Here is a 25,978-nt window from a genome sequence, read left to right on the forward strand (position 1 = left end):
CAGGCGGCAAGCGGCGCCGATGCAGGTTATGACCGCCAATCGCCGTGATGGATCACTGCCGTGCAACATTTGCCGGCCAGTGAAACGAGGCGGCTGCCGTGTGCAACCCCCTCGCCCGGCGGATTACCAGCCCGCGCGGTACAAGTCGGTCAACTGACTGAGCATCAACGTTTCCACGGCTTCGCGTTCTGCAATGAGCGCCAGGCCCTGTCGGTGGTAATCGTCGGGATCGGTCGGCGGGTGATCTTCCATCGCGACCATGCGCGCACGTACGGACTCGGTGACCAGTTCCAGACCTTCCCGGTGGTCCGCTCGCAGGCGTTCGGCCCATTGCCGGTCACTGACGGCGAAATGCAGGAACGCCGGCCCGCGTTCGGCTTCCAGTACGTGACGCCGGGCATCCAGCAACGCGCCACGATCAACCGCCGCCAGCCGTTCCCAGGCCATGCGGTAAGGCTGTCCCGGCAGGCCGAGATCGTCCGTCAACCCTATCCGGTAGGCGAGCCGTACCTCGGCATGGTCCACGGGCCGGCCGAGGCTCTCACGTCTGGCTATCTCGGCGTCGGCGATCGCCTGCACCTCGTTGAGCCGAAAGAGCTGGCGAATGACGCCCAGCAACGCCTCCGTGCGCTGACCCTCGGCCACCCCGAGCAGCGATCCATGACTGTAAACCGCGACCTGGATGTCACTGAAAATCAGCCGCGCACCGTCCTGGCAGGTTTGATTGGCACCGAACAGGCGGTCATTGGCCATGACCTCAAGCTGGCTGCGCAATGGGGCATCCTGCGCGGCGGTTTCCAGCACGGTCAGCACGTCGCTGGCAAGCTCGGCATGGAACTGGCGAAAGTCAGGGGTCTCCCGCAAACGCTGCAGCAACACCAACAAATGAGGCGCGTCCGCCGCCTGCTCCACCCGCTCCCATGCCGCCAGCAGCCGCGCGTTCAACACGTCTTCACCTGGCTGTAACCAGTCCTGCGCCGTCGCCTCGGGAACACGCCGGCTGGACCCGGCGCGATGACCGTGGGGCTCGCCGTCGTCGTCCGAAGAATCGGAGTCGGTTTCCATCCGTGCGCCTTCCACGTGAATCTCGCGGATGTCCTCCGGGAAGTCGTAATCCAGCTGATAGCGATGGCCGTAGCCGGTGTCGTTGCGCCAGTAAGCTTCCAGTGCCTCGTGAGTGAAAGGGTTGTTGTAAGCGTAAATCACCGTATGCCGGTCGTGATCCGTCGGGTTCTCGATGACGTCGGCCGCGATTTCAGTGATGTGGTTATCGCTGATGTCCAGTTCGTTGAGGGCCAGAGACTGGGTCCATTCAGGCCATTGAGTCAGGCCTGTGTTGTTGATCCACAAGGCTGAAAGACGAAGCCGGCTGGTGTCGGTCAGTTCGCCCAGGTAAGTGCCTGCCAGGCTTAATGAGGTGAGCGCCGGAATATCCATCAGCCTGTCCATCGCTGGCTGGGCGATAGGCCATGGCATGTTTTCCAGAGACAGGTGCTCCAGATACTGAAGCTGCGGCAGAATGGCGGGCAGCTCGGGTAAACTGCCCTGCACGTTCAGGCGCGTCATATTAGGGAAATTCGCCAGGAAAGCATCGGCAGCAGCACTGTCCAGCACGACGTTATTCAGCTCGATCTGGGTGATAGTCGCGTAGAAATCCGGCAATGGCGGCAGCTGCGGAATGGCAACGTGCTCCAACGTCAGCCAGCGAGGCCCCCGGGGTGCCGTATCGTGGCTGTAGCGCCACGCCCGGCCCAACGCGTTGGCTACACGACGCCGCGCCATGCGCTCTCCGTCATTGAGCAGCACGCTCATGTCGTCCGCCTCGGCCCAGGCGATCAGGCTGACGTGCAGTTGATCGTAAGCAGCAATACGGGCACGGGTCGCAGCCAGCAATTGCTCCAGTGGGCGAGCACGTCGCGCCATGCTGCGTACCTGCTCGGGCAATTCCACGCTCTCCGGGTAAAGATGGGTCATCGCCTGGAGCAGTTGCTGTTCGGGCGTTCTGCTCCCAGCAGGCGGCACAGCACCACGTCCGCTGAGAGGGTAGCCAATGCGCCCGTCGGGCAAGCGCTGCGGCGGGCTGAAACGTGTTGGAAAGGTCCACTCCCCCAGTTGTTCAGCGGTCCATTTCGGTTGCGAGCGGACCCAATCGAAGACCCTGCGCTTCAACGCGCGTACCTGAATGTCGGCATCGTTCAGCCCCATCACCCGAAGGCTGTCCTCGGGCAGTGCCTGCAGGAGAGCGGAAAACAGGCTGCGTGGTTTTGCCGATGAGTCGGCGCCACTTCCCTGAAACCCTTTGTCGCTTCTGACCAGAACGCGTCGTCGCTCGGCGTTTTCTGCGCCAACACTGTCAAGCAATGGCCCCGTCGCACTGCCGTCGCGAATCTCGATACGCAGGTCGGCGGGCCATCCCGGAAAGGTTGCGAGGCTGCGCAATGTCAGGCGTTGCAGATCGCGGTTGACCGTGCTCGGCATCAGGAAGAAGCCTTCCAGCGCGCGGCTCATGCGGTTCTGACGCAAGTGAATGCGAACCTTGCCGGCCACCTCTAGCGGGATGCGTTGAGTGTCCGACATGGCGAGCTTTTGCTCGGCGCTCATTTCTGCAACCAGCGACTGTCCTGCAGACAAGGTGAGGGAAGGAAAATCGCGCCTGAGCAGGAGAATCAGCGGATCATTCGACTTTTCACTGGCGCGGTATGCCGCCTCGAATGACTCACTCGACTCTGCCGCTTGCAGACTCAACCGGAACCGCTTGGCAGTGTCGAGCAGTTCCGCTGGTGCGGGGAGGCGCCCGATGTGCAGGGCCGCCAGGCGTTCCTCGTCCACGCCGCTGACCGCCATGATGCGGCTGACCGCCTTGTCGTCGATGTCCGCGAACGCCGGATGCAGGCGGCGCAAAGCCACGCTGACGTCGGTCAGGCGCACACGGCCGGCAGCGTCACGGGCGGGCACGCTACGCGTGATGAAGGACGGCGGCTGCGATGCTGCTGCCTCTGCTGCCATTGCGCCGGCCGCCGCACCGGCGGCACCCAACACCCCCATCATTGCCAGGTTTTGCGCAACATTTCCCAAATGGTCCAACGCTTCATCCATGTCGCCATGGCGCCACGCTTCAATGCCTTCGAAGGTCTCGTCCAGCAATTGCGCACCTGCGACCAACATCATGGTTTCGCCCAGGCCGGGAACGAACAGCGCCGCAATATTGAGCCCGTCCATGCCGTAGTCCAGCCATTCAGCGAGACGTTGATCGCGGGTTTTACGGTCCTCATCGTCAGTAGGGACGGCCAGTACCCGAGCGTCGTCCTTCACTTGCAGCATGTGGTGAAGATAGACAACATCACCCAGCGCGCCGCCCACCTCGATGGCTTCCAGATCGAGAAAAGCATTCTGATCCACCTCGGACACGCTGATCAGCTGTCGGTGAAAACCTTTGCCACGGGCGACGCTGTGCAGGACGTGGGGCGCCAGGCGCTCGTGCAGACGCCTGAAAAAGGCTGATTTGCTGCGCTCGGGAATGAACCGGTCGAAGTAGCGCTGATACACCTCAGAACGCAGCTTGGTCCTCAGCGCCTGTGTGAAATGTTCCAGCGACGGATAGGACTGAACCGCATTATCCGGCTCTCCGGGCAGGTACACCGTGCAGCGTGTCTGCTCACCGAGCTTGAACAGCAACGCACCCCGCAACTTGCAACCGAGCAGTTGCAAGGTGCAGACCTGCGCTGCCGGACCGGTGAAGTCGAGCTGCAATAGCGCCTGGTACTGTGCCTCGTCGATCGTCCCCTTGAGGCGCGCGATATGACAATCGACGCGCAGGGCCAGACGCGCGCGTTCGATCATGCGCGCCTTGATGTCTTCGCTGTCCAGGCTGCCGGCCATACCGGGCCGCGCCACGGGATGCAGCACATGACGCAAGTGCCGCTGATATAGGCCGCCCAGGTCCAGCCGACGGCACAGCTCGATAAATCGACCGGGACGTACATTCAAAGGATGCACGCTCGCGTGCGCCGACAAAGCATCAGGCGAGCCACGAACGATGGCAGAGGCGCTTTCGCGGTCAGTTTCCCCGACCTCGGCCGCCTCAAAATTCTGCAGCGCGGCCGCCAGCAGCGAACGGGTGCTGGAACCCTGCGGTGCGGGGCGCCCCGTCAGCCGGTCGCGCTGGAATCTGGCGTGGAAGAAATGGTCGCGGTCAACATCGAGACCCGGCCCGAATTCAGCGTCAAGGGCCTGGGTCAGCAACGGGCGGGCAAATGCCGGCAGGTCCTGAACAGGCTGGAGAACCTGATTGAGATCCTCCCGAGCGGCATGCGCGAGGGTCATGTCCTGGCGCAGGGCATCGCGCATGGCTGGCGTGGCCTGGATAAACCAATGGGGAAGCGTGTTCTGAATGAATGCAGCAGTGACAGCCTGACTGGCGGTGTTCATCTTACGTCCTTGTTTTTGCGTGTGATCAAAGGCGCACAGATAAACAGGAACGAGCCCCCAAAGTGGCATACATATGTAGTGCACGGCCCCCCGGACGCTGGAGTAACATCGCCACCTTGCCTGCTCCGAGCTGAACATGACCACCACTGACCACACCGAGATCGCCGAGATTGTCCACGCCCACGCCCAGATCGATTGGGACGAACAGGGCAATCCGCATTCGCGGGTGTTCTCCGACGTTTATTTCTCGACCGAATCGGGCCTGGATGAAACCCGCCATGTGTTCCTGATCCAGAACGAGCTGCCTGAGCGCTTTGCTGCTTTACCGGCGGGCGGGCGGCTGGTGATCGGCGAAACCGGTTTTGGTACCGGGCTGAATTTCCTGTGTGCCTGGCAGCTGTTCAACTCCCGCGCAGTGGCAGACGCCCGCCTGCATTTCGTCAGCGTCGAAAAATACCCGCTGAGCCGTGCAGATCTGGAGCGCGCGCTGAATTTGTGGCCCGAGCTCAAGGAGCAGGCGGATCACTTGCTGGGCCAATATGTGGCGGTGCATCAGGGCTTCCAGCGGTTGGTGTTCGATGGCGGCCGCGTCACGCTGACCCTGCTGATCGGCGACGCGCTGGACATGCTGCCGCAACTGGACGGGCAGATCGACGCGTGGTTTCTCGACGGTTTCGCGCCCGCGAAAAACCCGGAAATGTGGACGCCCGAGCTGTTCGCCGAGCTGGCCCGGCTGGCGGCACCGGGCTCGACCATCGGCACGTTTACCAGCACCGGCTGGGTGCGCAGGGCACTGAACGCAGCCGGTTTCAAAATGAAGCGCGTGCCGGGGATCGGGCATAAGTGGGAAGTGCTTAAAGGCCGCTTCATCGGCTGGCCTGAAGACGTGCCAACGCCACCGCGCGCCAAGCCTTGGTTTGCCCGGCCCCGTTTACTGCCCCGTTCACTTGACACCCCTCGCACAGCATTGGTGATTGGCGCCGGGCTGGCGGGGTGCGCCACGGCGGCGAGCCTGGCAGCGCGCGGCTGGCACGTCAGTCTGCTGGACCGCCATGGGGGTCTGGCGCAAGAAGCATCGGGCAATCCACAAGGGGTGCTCTACCTGAAGCTGTCGGCCCATGGCACTGCGTTGTCGCAGCTGGTCCTGAGCGGATTCGGCCACACCCGACGTCTGCTGGAGCGCCTGCAGCGGGGCATCGACTGGGACGACTGCGGTGTGCTGCAACTGGCTTTCGATGAGAAAGAGCAGGCGCGCCAGGCGCAACTGGCTTCGGCGTTCCCCGACGATCTGCTGCATGTGCTGGACCGGGCTGACGCCGAGTCGCAGGCCGGTGTCATGTTGAAGAGCGGCGGCTTGTTTTACCCACAGGGCGGTTGGGTGCATCCGCCAGCGCTGTGTCGCGATCAGGCAAGCGCAAGCCACATTCAGCTGCTGCCCCACAATGATGTGGTCGAGCTGCGGCGCAACGGCGCGCTGTGGCAGGCGTGGGATGGCAAGCGTCTGTTGGCCTCTGCTCCAGTCGTGGTGCTGGCGGGCGCAGCCGAGATCAAACACTTTCCCGCCAGCGCGGACCTGCCGCTCAAGCGTATTCGAGGGCAGATCACCCGACTGGCTGAAACCCCCGAAAGCCAGGGCTTGGCCACTGTCGTGTGCGCCGAGGGTTACGTGGCGCCCGCACGCAACGGCGAACACACGCTGGGCGCAAGCTTCGCCTTCAACAGTGATGACCTGACGCCGAGCACGGCTGAGCATCTGGGCAATCTCGAACTGCTGCGGGAAATCTCCGAAGACTTGACCGAGCGGCTGAACGCCAACGTCTTGCCCGCCGATGACCTCCAAGGTCGCGCCGCATTTCGCTGCACCAGCCCGGATTACCTGCCCATCGTCGGGCCGCTCGCGGATCGAGCGGCGTTTGTTGAGGCGTACGCCTTGCTGCGCAAAGACGCGCGCCAGACGCCGGATACCGAGTGCCCATGGCTCGACGGCTTGTACGTCAACAGCGGTCATGGCTCTCGCGGTCTGATCACGGCGCCGCTGTCCGGTGAACTGATCGCCGCCTGGCTGGATGACGAACCCTTGCCACTTCCGCGAAGCGTGGCCGAGGCCTGTCACCCCAACCGGTTCGCGCTGCGCGGGTTGATTCGCGGAAAGTAGAAAAGCCTGCGGCACCGGATGTCCAGCCGCGGGTCGCCGCCATCCGACGCAACTTCTTCGCCCTTGGGAAGATCAACTGTCTCGCCAGCTACATCGGCTCCGGCCAAACCGTTATCCTCCAGCCCATCCCTCCATTCAGGTGCGTGTCGATGCTGCAAGTCCAGGGTGTGTTCAAGAGCTATGCCACGGCCCAGGGCCCATTGGCCGTTTTGCGTGGCGCAGACCTGCAACTGGATCAGGGCGGCAGTCTGGCGCTGATGGGTGAGTCAGGCAGCGGCAAGAGCACCTTATTGCATCTGGTGGCCGGGCTGGACCACGTGGACAAGGGCAGCATCGAGGTCGCGGGGCAGCGTCTCGATCAGATGAATGAGGCGCAACTGGCTAATTGGCGGCGCACGGAAGTCGGTCTGGTGTTTCAGCAGTTCAACCTCATCGGCAGCCTGAAGGTCGAAGACAACCTGGCGTTCCAGGCACGTCTGGCCGGGCGCTATCAACCTGAATGGCAGGCCGAACTGACTGAACGGCTGGGCCTGGACGCCCTGCTCAAGCGCTACCCCGAACAACTGTCGGGCGGCCAGCAGCAGCGCGTTGCAATTGGCCGGGCCCTCGCCTCGCGCCCAGCCCTGCTGCTGGCCGACGAACCTACGGGTAACCTCGACGAAGCCACCAGCGATGAAGTGCTGCAACTGCTGCTGGACCTTCTGGCCGACAGTACTACCAGTCTGTTGATGGTGACCCACAGCCCGCGAGTGGCTGCGCGATTGCAGCGTCAGGCCGTGTTGCATCTGGGTCGTCTGGTCAGCGAAGGCGAACGTTGAGATGCCCGTCTTTTACTGGACTTTGAAAGCGCTGCTGAGCCACTGGCGGCGCCATCCCGTGCAGTTTTTCAGCGTCCTGACCGGCTTGTGGCTGGCAACCAGCCTGCTGACCGGCGTGCAGGCGCTGAACAGCCAGGCACGCGAAAGCTACGCCAAGGCCAGTCAGATGATCGGCGGCGAGCCGCAGAAGATTCTGGTCTCGCCCAACGGCGCCAACTTTTCCCAGGATCTGTTCGTGACGCTGCGCCGGGCCGGATGGCCGGTATCACCCGCACTGCGCGGGCGCGTCACCCTCAAGGAAGCGCCGGAGCAGCGTCTCACCGTACTTGGTATCGAGCCGGTCTCGCTGCCGGTTAACACTGCGCTGGCCGGCCAATCGCTGGACACGGCGCAGATCGTCGACTTCTTCACGCCTCCCGGCACCACCTGGATTTCCCCGCAGACCCTCGCAGCCCTCGGCCTGCATGAAGGCCAGCAGCCGGTCATCGACTCCGACAAAGTACTGCCGCCGTTGCGTGCGAAAACCGATATGGCGCCGGGCGTGCTGCTCATGGACATCGGTTTCGCCCAGCAACTGCTCAACCAGCCGAATCAGATCTCGCGGCTGGTGCTGCCCAAGGATTTCGCCGACAACGCCCCCGCCCTGCCGGCCGAGCTGAACGGCGAACTGGTGCTGCGCAAGAGTGGCGAAGACAACGACCTGGGCAGGCTGACCGAGAGTTTCCACCTGAACCTCGACGCGCTGGGCTTCCTGTCATTCGTGGTCGGTCTTTTCATCGTCCATGCGGCCATTGGCCTCGCGCTGGAACAGCGTCGCGGGCTGCTGCGCAATCTGCGCGCCTGCGGGGTCAGCGCACGCGGGTTGATGGTGAGTCTGGTTGTCGAGCTCGGCGTGCTGGCCTTGCTCGGCGGTATCGCCGGTGTCATCAGTGGTTACTGGCTGGCGAGCGCGCTGTTGCCCGATGTCGCGGCGAGCTTGCGTGGGCTGTACGGCGCTGAAGTCGCCGGGCACCTGAACCTGAGCGTCTGGTGGTGGCTGAGCGGTCTGGGCGTCAGCCTGCTGGGTGCGTTTCTTGCGGGGGCCAGCAGCCTGTTACGCGCCGCGCGCTTGCCTTTGCTGGCGCTGGCCAACGCGCAGGCGTGGCACGAAACCCACGCCAGATGGCTGCGACGCCAGGGCTGGGTCGCAGGGATTTCAGCGCTGATCGCGGTATTGGCCGGGCTGTTTGGCGACAGCCTGGCGCTGGGCTTCGTGTTGATGGCGAGTCTGTTGTTGAGCGCGGCGCTGGGCCTGCCAGTGCTGCTTAATCTGCTGCTCGACGCACTGTTGGGCAGGAGCCGTTCGGTGCTGGGTCAGTGGTTTCTCGCTGACTGCCGCCAGCAATTACCGGCCCTGAGCCTGGCGCTGATGGCCTTGCTACTGGCGATGGCGGCGAACATCGGCGCGGGCAGCATGACGTCGGGTTTCCGCCAGACGTTCACCCACTGGCTGGAGCAACGCCTCAGCGCCGAGCTGTACATCAATCCGCAGAACCCCGCCCAGGCTGCGCCGTTGCAGCAGTGGTTAAGCCAGCAACCGCTGACGTCGGCGGTGCTGCCCAACTGGCAGGTTTCGCTGCAACTGCATGGCTGGCCGGCGGAGCTTTATGGCGTGATCGATCACCCGCACTACCGCCAGCACTGGCCGCTGCTGGAGTCGGCGAGCGGTGATGCCTGGCAGCAACTGGCGCAGGAAGACACGCTGATGCTCAGCGAACAACTGGCCCGCCGTCTGGACGTCAGCGTTGGCGATGAAGTGAAACTGCCCGCCCCGGACGGGCCGTGGCCGCTGCGCGTCGTTGGCATTTATGCCGATTACGGCAATCCCAAGGGCCACATACTGGTGAACGCCGACCATCTGCTCAAGCACTGGCCGCAGCTCACACCCAACCGCTTTAACCTGCGCATCGATCCCCACGCCATCCCGCAACTGCTGCGCGTGCTGCACAACAAATTCACCATCGACGACAACCGAATCGTCGATCAGATTCAGCTCAAGGCCTGGTCGCAACAGGTCTTCGAACGCACCTTCGCCGCCACCGCCGCGTTGAACAGCCTGACGTTGATGGTGGCTGGCGTCGCGCTGTTCATCAGCCTGCTGACCCAGAGCCAAAGTCGCCTCGCGCAACTGGCGCCGTTGTGGGCGCTGGGCGTGACCCGGCGACAATTGATGCTGCTCAATCTGGCGCAGACCTGGCTGCTGGCAGTGCTCACGCTGGTGCTGGCAATTCCGCTGGGGCTGTTGCTGGCCTGGTGTCTGGACGCCGTGATCAACGTGCAAGCGTTCGGATGGCGCCTGCCGTTGCAAGTTTTCCCCATGCAGCTGGTGCGCCTGACGTTGCTGGCCATGCTCGCCACCCTGCTGGCCTCGGCATGGCCGCTCTACCGTCTGTACCGCACCCGCCCCGCTGATTTGCTGAGGACTTTCGCCAATGAAGGTTAAAGCCCTGCCCCTGGTCATTGTTCGCCTGCAGATCCTCGTCCTGCTGCTGTTCGGCCTGATGCTGAGTGGCTGCGACGACAAGCCCGAGGAAGAAAAAGGCTTCGCAGGCCTTGCCGACGACGCCTCGAGTTACGCCCAGGTAACGCCGGACAAGCGCTTCGTGTTTCCCGATGACCACGGCCCCCACGATGATTTCCGTATCGAGTGGTGGTACGTCACCGCCAACCTCAAGGATGCCGAGGGCCAGTCATTCGGCGTGCAATGGACGCTGTTTCGCAACGCCCTGCCCCGCGCGAAGGGGCTGCAAGGCGATGGGTCTGGCTGGAGCAACCGCAATCTGTGGATGGGCCACGCGGCGGTGACGTCCCGGGACGACCACTTCGCAGCGGAACGCTATGCCCGTGGCGGCGTGCAGCAGGCCGGCGTGACACTGGCGCCGTTCGCAGCCTGGATCGATGACTGGTCCTTCACCAGCCAGTCTGCCAACGACGATCCGCTGGCGGACATGCAGCTGCAGGCCAGCGGGCCGCAGTTCAACTATCGCCTGCACCTGAAAGCCACGAAGCCGCTGGTGTTGCAAGGCAAACAGGGCTTCAGCCAGAAGTCCGAGCAGGGTCAGGCGTCGTATTACTACAGCCAGCCCTTCTTCGAGGCGGACGGCAGCGTTGAAATCGACGGCAAAACCTATCAAGTGTCCGGGCCCGCGTGGCTGGATCGGGAGTGGAGCAGCCAGCCGCTCACGGATAATCAGACGGGCTGGGACTGGTTCTCGCTGCACTTGGGGGATGGCGCCGAGGTGATGCTCTATCGCATGCGGCAAAAGGACGGCGAGCCGTACCTGACCGGGACCTGGATCAATGCAGACGGCAGCACCGAGCAACTGGCGGCGAAGGACATCGAACTGGTGCCGGAGGACACCACTGACGTTGACGGCCGCGACATGCCCACACGCTGGTCGGTCAAAATCCCTTCGAAGACCGTGGACATCGCTGTCGAAGCGCTGAATCCACAGGCGTGGATGAACTTGCAGATCCCCTATTGGGAGGGACCGGTCACCCTGAGTGGCAGCCACGAGGGCGTGGGGTATCTGGAGATGACGGGCTACTGAGGGGTGGGACATCCAGGGTTATCTCGGTGACCGCTCTACCACGTCGCCCATGCACGGCTCACTGTCTCCCGAAAAGTCGCCGCGACCGACCATAAAAATCCTCTCAAGTTTCCTTGTGACTGCCGATAAATGAAGAATCGGAGCGAAACAAACACTTAAACCCATCAGGCCAGGACGCCTGCTTCAATAGCGTCTGGAGCCTATATGTCTACTCTTAGCTTGAAAGATATGCAGCTGGATCTCGAACACTCTGCTGCTTACTTTGACTCTCTGTCGCAATTTCTCGAGGGTCACGCCGTTTATTTGAAGGCTCAAAAAGTTGTGTGTCGACAAGAGGACCTGAACCTCCTCGAGAGTCACGCCGGCGGCCTGGCAGTGTCGGTGAGCTACATCAAAACCGCTGCTTTACGGATCGCCAACCGCGCCCGCTAGCTCGGCCGAGATGCGCGGTTGCGGTGCGTTATGCTCCCCCGCGAATTTTGAAAACCCCAGCGAATAGCCCCCCCTTCCGGTAATCCCCCCACTGCTCCAGCAAATATTCGGTATGGCCCGGTGGCTTGCCCGGATACGTTAGCCTCTCACGCCGCCTGCCACGGGTCTGTAATGCGTGTGAATGATGGTACCGATAGAAATCTCGCAAGGTTTTTATTGAACGTTCCACGCCTGCATGCACTCGATAAAGCTAGGCCGCTGACGGCAGCGCGCTCTGATACGTGTTCGCGCCGGATGGACGCGGGCTCACGTCAGAGCTGAACACCCGCTCCGGAACAGGGCCGAAACGTTACTGGCTGAGTGCATTGCGCAGGCTTGGGATCAGACAGCGCAGGATGTGCCACACGCGCCATATGTACGTAACCATGTGCCTGATGTCCGGAATGAACTCGGCATTCATCGCCGCGCAATCCCAGTAACGCCAAACACGCCGAAAACATAAAGGGTTTAGGACAGATGTGCGGATTAGCTGGCGAACTACGCTTTGACAACCAACCTGCGGATCTCGCCGCAGTAGAACGTATCACCCATCATCTCGCGGCTCGCGGCCCGGATGCGTGGGGGTTTCACAGCCAGGGGCCGGTTGCCCTCGGCCACCGTCGATTGAAAATCATGGACCTGTCGGACAACTCGGCGCAACCGATGATCGACAGCCATCTGGGCCTGTCCCTGGCCTTCAACGGCGCCATCTACAACTTCCCGGAACTGCGTGCCGAGCTCGAAAGCCTTGGCTACCAGTTCCATTCTGGCGGCGACACCGAAGTGCTGCTCAAGGGCTACCACGCCTGGGGCGCCGACATGCTGCCCAAGCTCAACGGCATGTTCGCGTTCGCCATCTGGGAGCGCGACAACAGAAGCCTGTTCATCGCCCGCGACCGCCTTGGCGTCAAGCCGCTGTATCTGTCGCGCACCGACAAGCGCCTGCGTTTCGCTTCTGCCCTGCCCGCTTTGCTGAAAGGCGGCGACATCAGCCCGATGCTCGATCCGGTGGCACTTAACCATTACCTGAACTTCCACGCCGTGGTGCCTGCACCGCGCACCCTGCTGGCCGGTGTTGAAAAACTGCCGCCGGCTTCGTGGATGCGCGTGAGTGCAGAAGGCAAGGTCGAACAGAAAGTCTGGTGGACGCTGCCCTATGGCCCGCGCGCCGACGAAGCGAATCTGACCCTCGAAGACTGGCGCGACCGTGTGCTCGACAGCACCCGCGAAGCCGTTGCCATCCGTCAACGCGCTGCGGTGGACGTTGGCGTGCTGCTGTCCGGTGGCGTTGATTCGAGCATGCTCGTCGGTCTGCTCCGTGAAGCAGGCGTGAAGGACCTGTCGACCTTCTCCATCGGCTTTCAGGATGCGGGCGGCGAACGCGGCGATGAATTCCAGTACTCGGATCTGATCGCCAAACATTACGGCACTCAGCACCACCAACTGCGTATCCAGGAAAGCGAAATCATCGAGCAACTGCCCGCCGCCTTCCGTGCGATGAGCGAGCCGATGGTCAGCCATGACTGCATCGCGTTTTATCTGCTGTCCCGTGAAGTCGCCAAGCACTGCAAGGTGGTGCAGAGCGGTCAGGGCGCGGACGAGCTGTTCGCCGGTTACCACTGGTACCCGCAAGTGGACGGCGCCAGCGACCCCTATGCGGCTTATCGCGATGCGTTCTTCGACCGCAGTTACGACGAATACGCCGAGACCGTTACGCCGAAGTGGCTAACCGCGAATGACGCAGCGGGTGACTTCGTGCGCGAGCATTTTGCGATGCCGGGTGCTGATGCGGCGGTGGACAAAGCCCTGCGACTGGACAGCACGGTCATGCTGGTGGATGACCCGGTCAAACGCGTCGACAACATGACCATGGCCTGGGGACTCGAAGCGCGCACCCCATTCCTCGACTACCGACTGGTCGAGCTGTCGGCACGGGTTCCGGGACGCTTCAAACTGCCGGACGGCGGCAAGCAAGTGCTCAAGGAAGCGGCGCGTCTGGTGATCCCGTCGGAAGTCATTGATCGCAAAAAAGGCTATTTCCCGGTGCCGGGTCTCAAGCATCTGGAAGGCAACACGCTGAACTGGGTCCGCGATCTGCTGCTCGATCCAAGCCAGGACCGTGGCCTGTTCAACCCGGTCATGCTCGACAAACTGCTGACCGATCCGCAGGGTCAATTGACGCCACTGCGCGGCTCCAAGCTGTGGCAGCTCGCGGCGCTGAACCTGTGGCTCAGCGAACAAGGACTCTGACCGATGAAAGCCAACGCTTCGATTCACAACCAGCGCTTGTTGCGCGGCCAGGCGCCGTCATACGAGCGCTTGCAGGCTCGCCTTGCCGAAGACGGCAGCACGCCTGAGACAGAACCGCTGGCTCTGCATTGTGGCTGGGGACGGCTGCTGATTGGCCATACCTACCCTGACCCGGCGTCCCTCGCGCAGGAGTTGCTCAACGAAAAGCAGGGCGAGCGCGACATCGCTTTGTATGTCGCCGCGCCGCAACAGGTGCTGGCGCAATCTCCGCAACAGTTGTTCCTCGATCCGTCGGACACCTTGCGCCTGTGGTTCAGCGATTACCGCCCGGCCCAGCGGGTGTTCCGTGGCTTCAGGATTCGTCGAGCGCAAAGCGAGGGCGACTGGACGTCGATCAACAATCTGTACATCGCCCGTGGCATGTTGCCCATCGACCCTGCCCTGTTGACCCCGCGTCATCAGGGCGGTCCGGTGTACTGGATCGCCGAAGACGAGACCACCAACGCCGTGATCGGCAGCGTGATGGGCCTGAATCACCAGAAGGCGTTCAACGATCCCGAAAACGGCAGCAGCCTGTGGTGCCTGGCGGTTGATCCGCAATGCACACGGCCTGGCGTCGGCGAAGTGCTGGTACGGCATTTGGTCGAGCACTTTCAGAGCCGGGGTCTGGCGTATCTGGATCTCTCAGTGCTGCATGACAACGACCAAGCGAAAAGCCTGTACGCCAAGCTGGGGTTTCGCAACCTGCCAACCTTCGCCATCAAGCGTAAAAACGGCATAAACGAAAAGCTGTTTCTCGGCCCCGGCCCGCAGGCGGACTTCAACCCCTACGCCCGCATCATCGTCGAAGAAGCCCATCGTCGCGGCATCGAAGTGCAGGTGGATGACGCTGAAGCCGGACTGTTCACGCTGATTCATGGCAGTCGCCGCGTGCGTTGCCGCGAGTCGTTGAGCGACCTGACGACCGCCGTCAGCATGACGCTGTGCCAGGACAAGCGCATGACCCAGAAGGCGCTGAAGGCGGCAGGTCTGGAAGTGCCCGTACAACAACTGGCCGGCAATGCCGACGACAACCTGGCGTTTCTCGAAGAACACCAGCGCGTCGTGGTCAAGCCGGTCGATGGCGAGCAGGGTCAGGGCGTGGCCGTGGACCTGAGCACCATCGAAGATGTGCAGGCGGCGGTTGAACGTGCTCGCCAGTTCGACAGCCGTGTGCTGCTTGAGAGCTTCCATGAAGGGCTCGACCTGCGCATCGTCGTGATCGGTTTTGACGTTGTGGCTGCCGCGATTCGTCGGCCTGCAGAGATCATCGGCGATGGCCGTCACACCGTGGGTCAGTTGATCGAGGCGCAGAGCCGTCGTCGGTCTGCGGCCACGGGCGGCGAGAGCAAGATCCCGGTGGACGACGAAACCCACCGCACCGTTGAAGACGCGGGGTTCAGCTTCGACAGCGTGTTACCGGCCGATCAGCGTCTGGCCGTGCGCCGTACCGCCAACCTGCACACCGGCGGCTGCCTGGAAGACGTCACCGCGATGCTTCACCCGGTGCTGAAAGACGCTGCCGTGCGAGCCGCACGCGCCCTCGACATCCCGGTGGTCGGTCTGGACCTGATGGTCCCCGCCGCCGATCAGCCGGCGTATGTGTTCATCGAAGCGAACGAGCGCTGCGGCCTGGCCAATCACGAGCCACAACCGACAGCCGAGCGTTTCGTCGATCTGTTATTCCCCCACAGCCAGCCTGCCCATGGCTAAGGCGCAGCCCCTGTAGCAGTGAGCTTGCCTGCGGTCGGTCTGGCCGGACGACGAATGCGTCGTCACCCGACCGAGACCGCAAGCGAGTCCGCTATCAGGTTAATCCGCGCCACACATTGAGGTTCCTATGACGAATGCAAACATCCTTGAACCCGATCTGAATTACCTGCAGAAAGTACTGCTGGAGATGCTCGCAATCCCGAGCCCCACCGGTTTTACCGACACCATCGTGCGCTACGTGGCCGAGCGCCTGGACGAACTGGGCATTCCATTCGAACTGACTCGGCGCGGTACTATTCGCGCTACGCTGAAAGGCAAACAAAACAGCCCCGACCGCGCCGTCTCCGCGCACCTGGACACCATCGGTGCCAGCGTTCGTGAAGTCAAAGACAACGGCCGACTGGGCCTGGCCCCGGTCGGCTGCTGGTCCAGCCGTTTTGCCGAAGGCAGCCGCGTCAGCGTGTTCACTGACACCGGCGTGATTCGCGGCAGCGTACTGCCGTTGATGGCATCCGGGCACGCGTTCAACACCGCCGTTGACACCATGCCCATCAGTTGGGACCACGTCGAAGTGCGCCTGGACGCCTACAGCGCCACCCGCGCAGATTGCGAATCGGTGGGCATCAACATTGGCGATTTCGTGGCGTTTGACCCGCTGCCCGAGTTCACCGACAGCGGGCACATCAGCGCTCGTCATCTGGACGACAAGGCCGGCGTCGCCGCCCTGCTCGCGGCGCTCAAAGCCATCGTCGACAGCGGCGTAGAACCTCTGATCGATTGCCATCCGCTGTTCACCATTACCGAAGAAACCGGCAGCGGTGCGGCGGGCAGTCTGCCGTGGGACGTGAGCGAATTCGTCGGCATCGACATCGCGCCTGTTGCGCCCGGTCAGCACTCCAGCGAACACGCGGTCAGCGTGGCCATGCAGGATTCCGGCGGGCCCTATGATTATCACCTGTCGCGGCACTTGCTGCGCCTGGGCGAGCAAAACGATCTGTCCGTGCGCCGCGACCTGTTCCGCTATTACTACAGCGACGCGCATTCGGCGATCACCGCCGGCTACGACACGCGCACGGCCCTTTTGGCCTTTGGCTGCGACGCGACCCATGGCTATGAACGCACCCACATCGACAGCCTGAGCACGCTGAGCCGCCTGCTTACCGCTTACATCATGAGCCCGCCAGTGTTCGCCAGCGACGCGCACCCGTCCAACGCATCGCTGGAGAATTTCAGCCACCAGTTGGAGCACGACGCGCAGATGGAAAGCGACACTCGGGTGCCCCCGGTGGATACGTTGGTGGGGCAGCGATAGCCTGCCCGCACGGGGCGCGATAGCATCGCCGCCCCGTGTACCTTTTGTGATTGCCGAGAAACCTATGCTGATCCCTTACGACCAACTCGAAGCCGACACCCTGACGCGCCTGATCGAGGACTTCGTGACCCGCGATGGCACTGACAACGGCGACGACACGCCGCTCGAAACCCGCGTGTTGCGGGTGCGCCATGCCCTGAGCAAAGGTCAGGCGGTGATTTTCTTCGACATGGACAGCCAGCAATGTCAGCTGATGCTCAAGCATGAAGTCCCAAAGGAATATTTCGAGGAGTAGGCCACCTGTGCCCACCACTGAACCGGGATGGCCACTGACGTGGACTCATCTGACCGGCGACCGGTTGGCCAGGCTGTGCAGCCGTGAAGCGATTCGTCGTAGAACTTCTGCCCGATGAATCCTGACGCGTCGCGGCGCATTGATTCCCAGGCGAACCTGGTTGCCAGTGATCCCCAGCACCTTCACGGTGATGTCATCACCAATGTTGAAGGTCTCTCCGATTTCCCGCGTCAATACCAGCATACGCCCTACTCCTTGGCTGTAACCGAGAAGGCAGGTTGACGCTCAGACCCCGGCGCTTCAATGCGCGAGAGCAAAATCAGTAACGCCCTTCAACCCTCAAAGAACATGGCTGACAGACGCTTCCTACGCGCCCGGGCATTTCCGGCCTGGACATCCGAGAAAGGGCTGTTGGACGTCAGTTTTGTCCAGAACGACGTGCGATCAGGCGGCTGACCAGCGCGGGCCGAACAGAATGATGGTCGCGCCGATCACGCAGAAGCCAACGCCGATCCAGTCCGAGGTCAACGGTCGGACACGCTCGATAACGCCCAGCCAGACAATGGAAGCGATGATGTAGATGCCGCCGTACGCCGCGTAGGCGCGCCCGGCATACGTGGCTTCGACCCGGGTCAACAGCACGGCGAACAACGTCAGGCTGAGCAGCGCGAGAATCGCCCACAGCGCGCTCTTGCCTTGGCGCAGCCACATCCAGAAGGCGTAACACCCGGCGATCTCGAACAGAGCGGCAAGAAAGAACCAGAGGTAATTGAGCACGGTAAGCCTCGTCCAGGGCAGCGGGAAAGTGCCGGCCACCCTATCAGAAAAGCCCTTTGACTGACGTTTGGTTCAACTCCCGGACTTCGCCTTGGCGCGCATCTTCTCCGCCATATTGGCCATCTCGTCGTACAGCAACTGGGGATTTTTCTGTTTTAGCTGCCAGGCCATTCGCCCTTGCTCATGGGGCAGGATCATGAACTCGCCGCTGGCGACCTGCTGGTAGATGTAATCGGCGATGTCCATCGCACTGATGGGCGAACTCTCCAGCAGCTTGCCGACCTGGGCTTTCATCGCCGGCGTGGGGCCACGAAAGGAATCCAGCAAGTTGGTCTGGAAGAACGACGGACACACCACATGCACGCCGATTTCCTGCTGGCGCAGCTCGATCAGCAGGCTCTCCGACAGCGCGACCACACCCGCCTTGGCGACGTTGTAATTGCTCATCGCCGGGCCCTGCATCAACGCCGCCATGGAGGCGATGTTGATGATCTTGCCCTTGCTCTGCTCCAGCAGCGGCAAGAACGCTTTGCAACCTTTGACGACGCCCATCAGGTTGATTGCGATTTGCCAGTCCCAATCCTCAAGGGACAATTCGCCAAAGAAACCGCCTGACGCCACACCGGCGTTGTTGACGATCACATCAATGCCGCCGAATTTCTGTTCGCAGGCTTGGGCGAAGGCGGTGAGTTGGCTGTAGTCCCGAACGTCACAGCGCTGAACGAAACCGTCCCCACCCGCTTCGCGCACCAGGCGCAGGGTTTCCCCAAGGCCGCTGTCACTGACATCCGACAGCGCCAGCTGCCAACCTTCGCGCGCCCAGCGCAGCGCGATCTCGCGTCCCAGCCCGGACCCTGCGCCGGTGATCATGATGCGGTTGTGCATAGCAGACGCCTTGTCGGTTTCGAAGAAGTAGCCAGAGTGTAAACAGGAGGATTGTCCGACAAACCCTTCATCAGGTCGCTGAATATGAGAGGCAAACCGATGCCTTGGAGGTTTTATCACTCTTTCGGATGTATTCAGCCAGTGGGGTGATGGAAGGTCGGAGCATTAGATCGAACTTGGGGACCCGTTAGTTACAGCTTGGTTCCGCCCTAAACAGCGTACTTTTTCGCGCATTTTTTAATCAGAATTTGAAGCGATCAAGCTTTTACTAAACGCGCAAGGCTATGATTTTCCGGTTTTTTCTTTGAGATGTTAATTTTTATTTCTGTAGCTCAGAACCTTTTGATTAGTGCGACAGTCGGATCCATCAAGCAGCACAAAGTTAGCCATCATGGCGATCCAGTGAACTGCATAGCCATCTTCCAAGAACACTAGAGGGAACTCGTCATGGGCATCGGCACAATTCTGATCATCATCCTTATCCTGCTGTTGGTCGGCGGACTTCCAGTATTCCCGCACTCGAGAAGCTGGGGCTACGGTCCGTCGGGCATCATCGGTACGATTCTGGTGATCCTGCTGATATTGGTGTTGCTGGGCAGGATTTAACTGCCAGGTTGGCATTAAAAAAGAACCGCGCTTAGGCGCGGTTTTTTTTGTGTTTTTTTTGGAGCGGATCTGCCTGGGGGCAGATTGTTTCGCCTTCGGCGAGTTACTTTTAAAAAGCACTAAAAGTAACCAAAAGTGCCTGCTCTCGGTTGGGCCCGACTTCGTGGGGTTCCCTCACTCCGACGACGCTCCGTGGGCCCGCGCCGAACGGACATCCATGTCCTAGCGGCGCTCTCGCGGCATCCATGCCGCTCGGCCTACTGCGCGTCGTCTGCGTTCGGCCTGCACCCAAGTCGCGATTGGCGGTGTTTGGACTTTTCGCTTACGAAGATCAAAGGCTTCCCGGCTGAAGCCGGTCCCACTGACTGGGCGCCCCTCGACTGTAGGAGCCGGCTTGCTGGCGAACGCGGGGTATCTGACACGAAGATACCGCTGGGTATTGAGGAGTTCAGCGAGAGTGAGGGTTTACAGCAATAGAACAGGACGTTCTGAGGAAGCTAGGGCATGAAGCCCTAGCGGCGTGCAGTTATCACTTTTTCTTTTTCGCAGGCTTGTCGGCTTTTTCTGCCTTGTCTGATTTCTTGGCCTTTTCTGGCTTGCTATCAGCTTTTTTTGCAGCCTTCTTTGGCTCAGCCGCTTTCTTGGTGTCTTTCTTGGCATCTTTCTTTTCGGAAGACTTAGAAAGCGCCGAAGCCGCCGCTGATTTCTTTTCCGGTGATGACTTTTTGTCTTTCAAATCCTTGCTGGCTTTCGAAGCTTCGCCTTTGCTTTTCTTGTCGTCTTTAGCCACGTTAACCACCTCTCGAAGAGTGCCGGTATTAGCACAAGGCCTGTGGGAATCTCCACACGCTAATCATTAGGCGAACCTGCTTAAAAGCGGTTCGTATGCGTCCGGCCAAGTCATCTACCCAGCCCCGCAAAGCCAAGACATGGTGTGCACTTAAATTTAAGTGGACACCAGTTCTAGCCTTTTAAGCGGGTATTTCATGCAGCCAACACGCCGTTCCTATTCCAAGTCCTTCAAGGCCCAAGTCATTCAAGAGTGTGCACAGCCCAGCGCTTCGATTGCCAGCGTCGCGCTCGGCCATAGCCTCAACGCAAACCTCGTCCACAAATGGATTCGGCTGCAAGCGCAGAAAAGCCCTGCGCTCCCACCTGCATTTATTCCGTTACCCATGCTGCTGGCCGGGGCCAACTCCCATCCGGCCTCATCGAATATCTGCGTTGAAATACAACACCCGCGCGGCACCGTAAAAGTGAACTGGCCCACTGAAAATGCTGCTGCCTGCGCGACCTTTCTTCGAGACCTTCTACGATGATTCGCATCGACGCCATCTGGCTCGCCACCGAACCGATGGACATGCGCGCAGGCACCGACACGGCGTTAGCCAAGGTGATAGCGGTGTTCGGTGCGGCGCAGCCGCACTGTGCTTATCTGTTCGCCAACCGCCGCGCCAATCGCATGAAAGTGCTGGTGCATGACGGCTTCGGGATATGGCTGGCAGCGCGCCGGTTAAACCAAGGCAAGTTTCACTGGCCTGGCATTCGCCAAGGCTCAGAAATGGAACTCGATACCGAGCAGTTTCAGGCACTGGTGCTGGGTCTGCCATGGCAACGCGCAGGTTCTGGAGGCTCGATCACACTGCTTTAACCGCTACCATTAGCCTATCGGTCTATCGCCGCGAATTGCCTGCTCTGGCAAAATCGGCGTCATGACTTCGCTTCCCGATCTCGCTCACCTGACCCCTGAACAACTGCGCGCCTTGACGGCGCAGTTGATGCAGCGTGTCGAGACGCTCGACCACCAGGTCGACACGCTGGGCAAGACGGTAGAAACGCTCGACCAACAAGTTGAGACGATGGGTAAGACCGTTGAGACCATGGGCAAGAAGATCAGCCGCGACCAAACGCTGATCGAGAAACTGACCCACGAAATCGCCCAGCTCAAACGTTTGAAATTTGCCAAGCGTAGCGAACAGATGAATCCCGAGCAGGCCAGCCTGCTCGATGATCTGATCGACACCGATATCGCGGCAATTGAAGCAGAGCTTCAAAGCTTGCAGGCAGTGATAACTCCGGCCGAGAAAAAGCAGAAGCCCAAGCGCACCGCATTACCGGCTGAGTTTCCACGCACGCTGATCCATCACGAACCGGACAACACTCACTGCCCATGCGGCTGCGCCCTCAAGCGCATCGGCGAGGACGTCAGCGAGAAGCTGGACTACACGCCCGGCGTATTTACCGTTGAACGCCATTTACGTGGCAAGTGGGTCTGCGATGACTGCGAAACGCTTATCCAGGCACCGGTTCCGGCGCAGGTTATTGATAAGGGCATCCCGACTGCGGGCCTACTTGCACACGTCATGATTGCCAAGTTTGCTGACCATCTGCCGCTTTACCGTCAGGAATCGATCTTCGGTCGAGCAGGCCTGGCGATTCCACGCTCAACCTTGGCTCAATGGGTGGGCGTGACGGGCGTGCAGTTGCAGCCGCTGGTCGACGCGCTGCGCGAAGTAGTGCTTGGGCAACAAGTCATCCACGCAGATGAAACACCGGTGCAGATGCTCATGCCGGGAACAAAGAAAACTCACCGTTCCTATGTGTGGGCCTACGCCACCAGCCAGTTCTCGGACTTGGCAGCGGTGGTTTATGACTTCAGTCCCAGTCGTGCCGGTGAGCATGCTCGCAACTTCCTGCAAGACTGGAGGGGCAAGCTGGTCTGCGACGATTTTGGCGGCTACAAGGCCAGCTTCGAACTGGGCGTGACCGAGATCGGCTGCATGGCCCATGCCAGGCGCAAATTCTTCGAGCTGCACGCCACGAATAAAAGCACGCTCGCCGAGCAAGCCCTGCGCTATATCCAGTTGTTGTACGAAATCGAGAGCGAAGTCCGCGATCTGGAGCCGGATTTACGGCGCCGAATACGGCAAGAAAAAGCCGTCCCAGTGATGAATATGTTGCATGCCTGGATGATCGCCCAGCGTGACCTCGTGCCCGGAGGCTCGGCCATCAGCAGAGCACTCGATTACAGCCTCAAACGCTGGGCAGCGCTGTCGCGCTACCTTGATGACGGGGCCGTACCCATAGATAACAATTGGGCCGAAAACCAAATCAGGCCATGGGCTCTTGGGCGCAAGAACTGGCTCTTCGCAGGGTCTCTACGCAGCGGAAAACGGGCAGCGGCGATCATGAGTCTGATCCAGTCGGCGAGACTGAATGGTCATGATCCTTATGCCTATCTGAAAGATGTTCTCACGCGGCTGCCGACTCAGCGGGCGAGTGAAATCGACCAGTTGCTGCCGCATAAGTGGCAACCGTTTTAAGCACGCAAGGCGTGATGCCGGAGGCATACTTCTAACCATCATCGATACAGGCTGATTACCCAACAGATACAAGGGTAGATCCGCCCCAAATGATCGCTTGCGCCACTATCACATTTTGCCCATTGAAGGTGACAGCAGGGCTACCATAAAGCTGGTAACCCATCTGCAATGCAGCACTCACACGGTGACAGAAAGCTGCATCGTCATGGCCAGTAAGAATACGATAAATTGGCAGATCGTCAGGTGGTACGGTCACATGCGAACTCCTCTAACATAGGGTGGTTCTGGCTCAAGATTGCTCATGTAGGGCACAGGTTATCGGCTTGCGTATCCTGAGTTCTGAAATAGATTACACCACTCGTGTGACACTGCCATTTGGAAGGAAATGTACCCATCCTCAGCGCGCACTTTACAAGGCGGGTTGCCCAGGCGCTTACCTTTAAAGGGTTTGGGATAAGAGGTTCTTTGGCGCATGGCAATCCTGATGATAGGGGCGATAGTGTCCACGTATTTTTAAGTGGACAACATCACCCTTATCGCTGGGATCGGGTAGGTGACTTCGCCGGACGCTTACAGCGGTTCAATCTTTTTTAAGCGCTGAACGCAAAAATGACATCTGCCTCATATTCATCCGCGCCTTAAATGCCGGTTCGCCGGCAAGCCGGCTCCTACCGGAAAGCGAAAGACGATACGACGGACAGAGAAATAACCGGCGCCTGAAATGACCCCTTCCCGGCTAAAGCCGGTCCCACTAAAAGGCACATCGCGTACACCCCGTGGGACCGGCGGCGCACCCTGTAGGACCGGCTTCAGCCAGGAAGCCTTTGCCGTTGCCGTTGCCGTTGCTTTTGATCTTCGTACACAAAAAGCCCAAACACCGCAAAAAGGCGACTTTGGTGCAGGCTGAACGCAGGTCTCGCGCAGTGGGCCGAGCCGCATGGATGCGGCGAGAGCGCCGTCAGGACAGGGATGTCCGTTCGGCGCGGGCCCACGGAGCGAGACCGGAGTGAAGGAACCCGACGAAGTCGGGCCCAACCGAGAGCAGGCACTTTTGGTTACTTTTAGTGCTTTTTAAAAGTAACTCGCCGAAGGCGAAACAGTCGAGCCGTTAGGCCGACGCTCTTGATCTTAAACGCTTTTAAAACAAAAACGCCCCGAAGATCGGGGCGTTTTCACTACAGCATCAGCTCACATCAATGCGACACCGCACCACTGGCCCCAAGGCCCGTCTGCGAACGCACGAATTGCGGCATGAACAACGCACGCTCACCTTCCGCCGCCTTCGACTTGTCCGTAATCGAGAAAAACCAGATCCCGGCAAACGCAATCGCAATCGAAAACAACGCCGGGTACTCGTACGGGAAAATCGCCTTCTCGTGATGCAGAATCTGCACCCAAATCGTTGGGCCGAGAATCATCAACACCACGGCACTGATCAAACCCATCCAGCCGCCGATCATCGCGCCGCGAGTGGTCAGGTTTTTCCAGTACATCGAAAGCAACAGCACCGGGAAGTTACAGCTCGCCGCAATGGAGAACGCCAGGCCCACCATGAACGCGATGTTCTGACTTTCGAACGCGATACCCAACCCTATCGCCACCACCGCCAACGCAACCGTGGTGTATTTCGACACACGGATCTCGTCTTTCTCGTTGGCCTTGCCCGCCTTGATCACACTGGCGTACAAGTCGTGGGACACCGCCGAAGCACCGGCCAGCGTCAAGCCTGCCACCACAGCGAGAATAGTCGCGAACGCCACCGCCGAGATGAAGCCCAGGAACAGACTGCCCCCGACCGCATCGGCCAGGTGAATCGCCGCCATGTTGTTGCCGCCGAGCAGCGCGCCCGCCGCGTCCTTGAACGTCGGGTTGGTGCTGACCAGCAGGATCGCGCCGAAACCGATGATGAAGGTCAGTATGTAGAAGTAACCGATGAAACCGGTCGCGTAGAGCACCGACTTACGGGCTTCCTTCGCATCACTCACAGTGAAGAAGCGCATCAGGATATGGGGCAGGCCCGCGGTACCGAACATCAGCGCCAGACCCAGTGAGAACGCCGAGACCGGATCTTTCACCAGACCGCCCGGGCTCATGATCGCCTCACCTTTGGGGTGAACCTTCACGGCTTCGGAGAACAGCACGTTGAAGTCGAAGTTGACGTGCTTCATCACCATCAACGCCATGAACGACGCGCCGGAGAGCAACATCACCGCCTTGATGATCTGTACCCACGTGGTCGCCAGCATGCCGCCGAACAGCACGTACAGGCACATCAGGATACCGACGAGCACCACCGCCACGGCATAGTCCAGCCCGAACAACAGCTGGATCAGCTTGCCGGCGCCAACCATTTGCGCGATCAGGTAGAACGCCACGACCACCAGCGAACCGCAGGCGGACAGGGTACGGATTTCCTTTTGCTTCAGGCGATAGGACGCCACGTCAGCGAAGGTGTACTTGCCCAGGTTGCGCAGGCGTTCGGCGATCAGGAACAGGATGATCGGCCAGCCGACGAGGAAGCCGATGGAGTAGATCAGACCGTCGTAGCCGGAGGTGTAGACCAGCGCGGAAATCCCCAGGAAGGACGCCGCCGACATGTAGTCACCGGCGATGGCCAGACCGTTCTGGAAACCGGTGATCTTGCCGCCTGCCGAGTAATAGTCCGACGCTGTCTTGTTCTTCTTCGACGCCCAGTAGGTGATGTAAAGGGTGAAACCGACAAAGACCACGAACATGATAATCGCCGACACGTTCAACGGTTGTTTCTGCACCGCACCGGTCAGCGCTTCGGCTGCCCAGAGTGTCGGTGCGAAAGCAGCAAGGCCGAAGGCCGCAAGCAGGCGCCGAATCATTGCTGTGCCTCCTTCAGGATGGCGTTGTTCAAGTCATCAAATTCACCGTTTGCGCGGCGAACGTAGATGGCGGTCAGCACAAACGCAGACACAATCAGCCCGACGCCGATCGGCATACCCCACGTGATGGTTGATGTGGCGCTGAGTTTAGCGCCGAGAATCTGAGGCCCATACGCAATCAAAAGGATGAATGCGGCATAGAGCCCAAGCATGATTGCCGAGAGAATCCAGGCGAATCGTTCCCTTTTCGAGACCAGCTCCTTGAAACGCGGGCTGTTCTGAATCGAGAGGTAAATGCTGTCGTTCATTGTTTTTGTCCTCGCAGCACAGATGGATGTCACGGTTTGCACTTTAGTCCGCTCTGCGATGCACTCCAGACGACCTTAGTATTAGAACGACATTAGTTGATGTTCGAAGGATTGCCTCTTTTGCATGCGGTTGATTGCGCCTAAGGCTCGGGGCAA

General features: G+C 60.5%; 21 protein-coding genes. 13 read left to right on the forward strand and 8 right to left on the reverse strand.

Annotation, left to right across the window (positions count from 1 at the left end; translation table 11 throughout):
• Positions 1-123: 123 nt before the first annotated feature.
• Positions 124-4,566: a dermonecrotic toxin domain-containing protein gene (locus tag OKW98_RS22660; RefSeq protein WP_265386750.1), complete on the reverse strand. Its 4,443-nt coding sequence runs from the start codon at positions 4,564-4,566 to the stop codon at positions 124-126.
• Here OKW98_RS22660 and mnmC point away from each other — a divergent pair.
• The 9 genes from mnmC to OKW98_RS22705 all read left to right on the forward strand — a co-directional run bounded on the left by mnmC (position 4,565) and on the right by OKW98_RS22705 (position 17,071).
• Entirely contained in the window at positions 4,565-6,583 is a 2,019-nt protein-coding gene (mnmC, locus tag OKW98_RS22665; protein ID WP_265386751.1) for a bifunctional tRNA (5-methylaminomethyl-2-thiouridine)(34)-methyltransferase MnmD/FAD-dependent 5-carboxymethylaminomethyl-2-thiouridine(34) oxidoreductase MnmC, read from the forward strand. The two genes, OKW98_RS22660 and mnmC, sit on opposite strands and share 2 nt — an antisense overlap.
• Positions 6,584-6,732: 149 nt before the next feature.
• Positions 6,733-7,401 (forward strand): ABC transporter ATP-binding protein, encoded by a 669-nt coding sequence (locus OKW98_RS22670; protein WP_265386752.1) that lies wholly within the window; start codon positions 6,733-6,735, stop codon positions 7,399-7,401.
• Between the two features lies 1 nt (position 7,402).
• On the forward strand, positions 7,403-9,883 hold the full coding sequence (locus OKW98_RS22675) for an ABC transporter permease (protein ID WP_265386753.1): 2,481 nt from the start codon (positions 7,403-7,405) through the stop codon (positions 9,881-9,883).
• Positions 9,873-10,991: a lipocalin-like domain-containing protein gene (locus tag OKW98_RS22680; RefSeq protein WP_265386754.1), complete on the forward strand. Its 1,119-nt coding sequence runs from the start codon at positions 9,873-9,875 to the stop codon at positions 10,989-10,991. The genes OKW98_RS22675 and OKW98_RS22680 overlap by 11 nt, the downstream gene beginning before the upstream one ends.
• A 204-nt stretch (positions 10,992-11,195) precedes the next feature.
• Positions 11,196-11,423, forward strand: coding sequence for a hypothetical protein (locus OKW98_RS22685; protein WP_265386755.1), 228 nt, complete (start codon positions 11,196-11,198; stop codon positions 11,421-11,423).
• Positions 11,424-11,939: 516 nt separating this feature from the next.
• Complete coding sequence (locus tag OKW98_RS22690; RefSeq protein WP_265386756.1) at positions 11,940-13,712, forward strand: N-acetylglutaminylglutamine amidotransferase; 1,773 nt, start codon at positions 11,940-11,942, stop codon at positions 13,710-13,712.
• A 3-nt stretch (positions 13,713-13,715) separates the two neighbouring features.
• Complete coding sequence (ngg, locus tag OKW98_RS22695) at positions 13,716-15,464, forward strand: N-acetylglutaminylglutamine synthetase (RefSeq protein ID WP_265386757.1); 1,749 nt, start codon at positions 13,716-13,718, stop codon at positions 15,462-15,464.
• Between the two features lie 127 nt (positions 15,465-15,591).
• Positions 15,592-16,776, forward strand: coding sequence for an osmoprotectant NAGGN system M42 family peptidase (locus OKW98_RS22700; protein WP_265386758.1), 1,185 nt, complete (start codon positions 15,592-15,594; stop codon positions 16,774-16,776).
• 64 nt (positions 16,777-16,840) lie between these two features.
• Positions 16,841-17,071, forward strand: coding sequence for a YheU family protein (locus OKW98_RS22705; protein WP_065986890.1), 231 nt, complete (start codon positions 16,841-16,843; stop codon positions 17,069-17,071).
• 45 nt (positions 17,072-17,116) lie between these two features.
• Here OKW98_RS22705 and csrA read toward each other — a convergent pair whose 3' ends face one another.
• The 3 genes from csrA to OKW98_RS22720 all read right to left on the reverse strand — a co-directional run bounded on the left by csrA (position 17,117) and on the right by OKW98_RS22720 (position 18,733).
• Positions 17,117-17,314, reverse strand: coding sequence for a carbon storage regulator CsrA (csrA, locus tag OKW98_RS22710; protein WP_265386759.1), 198 nt, complete (start codon positions 17,312-17,314; stop codon positions 17,117-17,119).
• A 201-nt stretch (positions 17,315-17,515) separates the two neighbouring features.
• Positions 17,516-17,848 carry a YnfA family protein gene (locus OKW98_RS22715; RefSeq protein WP_265386760.1) on the reverse strand — a complete coding sequence of 111 codons (333 nt, stop codon included), beginning with the start codon at positions 17,846-17,848 and terminating at the stop codon, positions 17,516-17,518.
• A 72-nt stretch (positions 17,849-17,920) separates the two neighbouring features.
• Positions 17,921-18,733: an SDR family oxidoreductase gene (locus tag OKW98_RS22720; protein WP_265386761.1), complete on the reverse strand. Its 813-nt coding sequence runs from the start codon at positions 18,731-18,733 to the stop codon at positions 17,921-17,923.
• Positions 18,734-19,180: 447 nt separating this feature from the next.
• Here OKW98_RS22720 and OKW98_RS22725 point away from each other — a divergent pair, with 447 nt between their 5' ends.
• A complete protein-coding gene (locus OKW98_RS22725; protein WP_020290439.1) occupies positions 19,181-19,339 on the forward strand; it encodes a DUF3309 family protein in 159 nt (52 codons plus the stop codon).
• A 529-nt stretch (positions 19,340-19,868) separates the two neighbouring features.
• On the opposite strand, the gene OKW98_RS22730 is transcribed toward OKW98_RS22725, so the two are convergent.
• Positions 19,869-20,138, reverse strand: a complete 270-nt coding sequence (locus tag OKW98_RS22730) for a hypothetical protein (RefSeq protein ID WP_265386762.1) — start codon at positions 20,136-20,138, stop codon at positions 19,869-19,871.
• A 187-nt stretch (positions 20,139-20,325) separates the two neighbouring features.
• On the opposite strand from OKW98_RS22730, the gene tnpA reads away from it, so the two are divergent.
• The 3 genes from tnpA to tnpC all read left to right on the forward strand — a co-directional run bounded on the left by tnpA (position 20,326) and on the right by tnpC (position 22,662).
• Positions 20,326-20,658 (forward strand): IS66-like element accessory protein TnpA, encoded by a 333-nt coding sequence (tnpA, locus tag OKW98_RS22735; protein WP_265385556.1) that lies wholly within the window; start codon positions 20,326-20,328, stop codon positions 20,656-20,658.
• Positions 20,655-20,990 (forward strand): IS66 family insertion sequence element accessory protein TnpB, encoded by a 336-nt coding sequence (tnpB, locus tag OKW98_RS22740; RefSeq protein WP_265385557.1) that lies wholly within the window; start codon positions 20,655-20,657, stop codon positions 20,988-20,990. Before tnpA ends, tnpB begins: the two co-directional genes overlap by 4 nt.
• A 61-nt stretch (positions 20,991-21,051) precedes the next feature.
• Entirely contained in the window at positions 21,052-22,662 is a 1,611-nt protein-coding gene (gene tnpC / locus OKW98_RS22745) for an IS66 family transposase (RefSeq protein WP_265385558.1), read from the forward strand.
• Positions 22,663-22,717: 55 nt separating this feature from the next.
• Here tnpC and OKW98_RS22750 read toward each other — a convergent pair whose 3' ends face one another.
• The 3 genes from OKW98_RS22750 to OKW98_RS22760 form a co-directional block, all read right to left on the reverse strand.
• Positions 22,718-22,918, reverse strand: coding sequence for a DUF1737 domain-containing protein (locus OKW98_RS22750; RefSeq protein WP_265385559.1), 201 nt, complete (start codon positions 22,916-22,918; stop codon positions 22,718-22,720).
• Between the two features lie 937 nt (positions 22,919-23,855).
• A complete protein-coding gene (locus OKW98_RS22755) occupies positions 23,856-25,514 on the reverse strand; it encodes a cation acetate symporter (RefSeq protein WP_265386763.1) in 1,659 nt (552 codons plus the stop codon).
• Positions 25,511-25,822, reverse strand: coding sequence for a DUF485 domain-containing protein (locus OKW98_RS22760; RefSeq protein WP_108122019.1), 312 nt, complete (start codon positions 25,820-25,822; stop codon positions 25,511-25,513). Before OKW98_RS22760 ends, OKW98_RS22755 begins: the two co-directional genes overlap by 4 nt.
• Positions 25,823-25,978 lie beyond the last annotated feature (156 nt).

Origin of the sequence: Pseudomonas sp. KU26590, from assembly GCF_026153515.1 — a bacterium.
Classification (GTDB): Bacteria; Pseudomonadota; Gammaproteobacteria; order Pseudomonadales; family Pseudomonadaceae; genus Aquipseudomonas.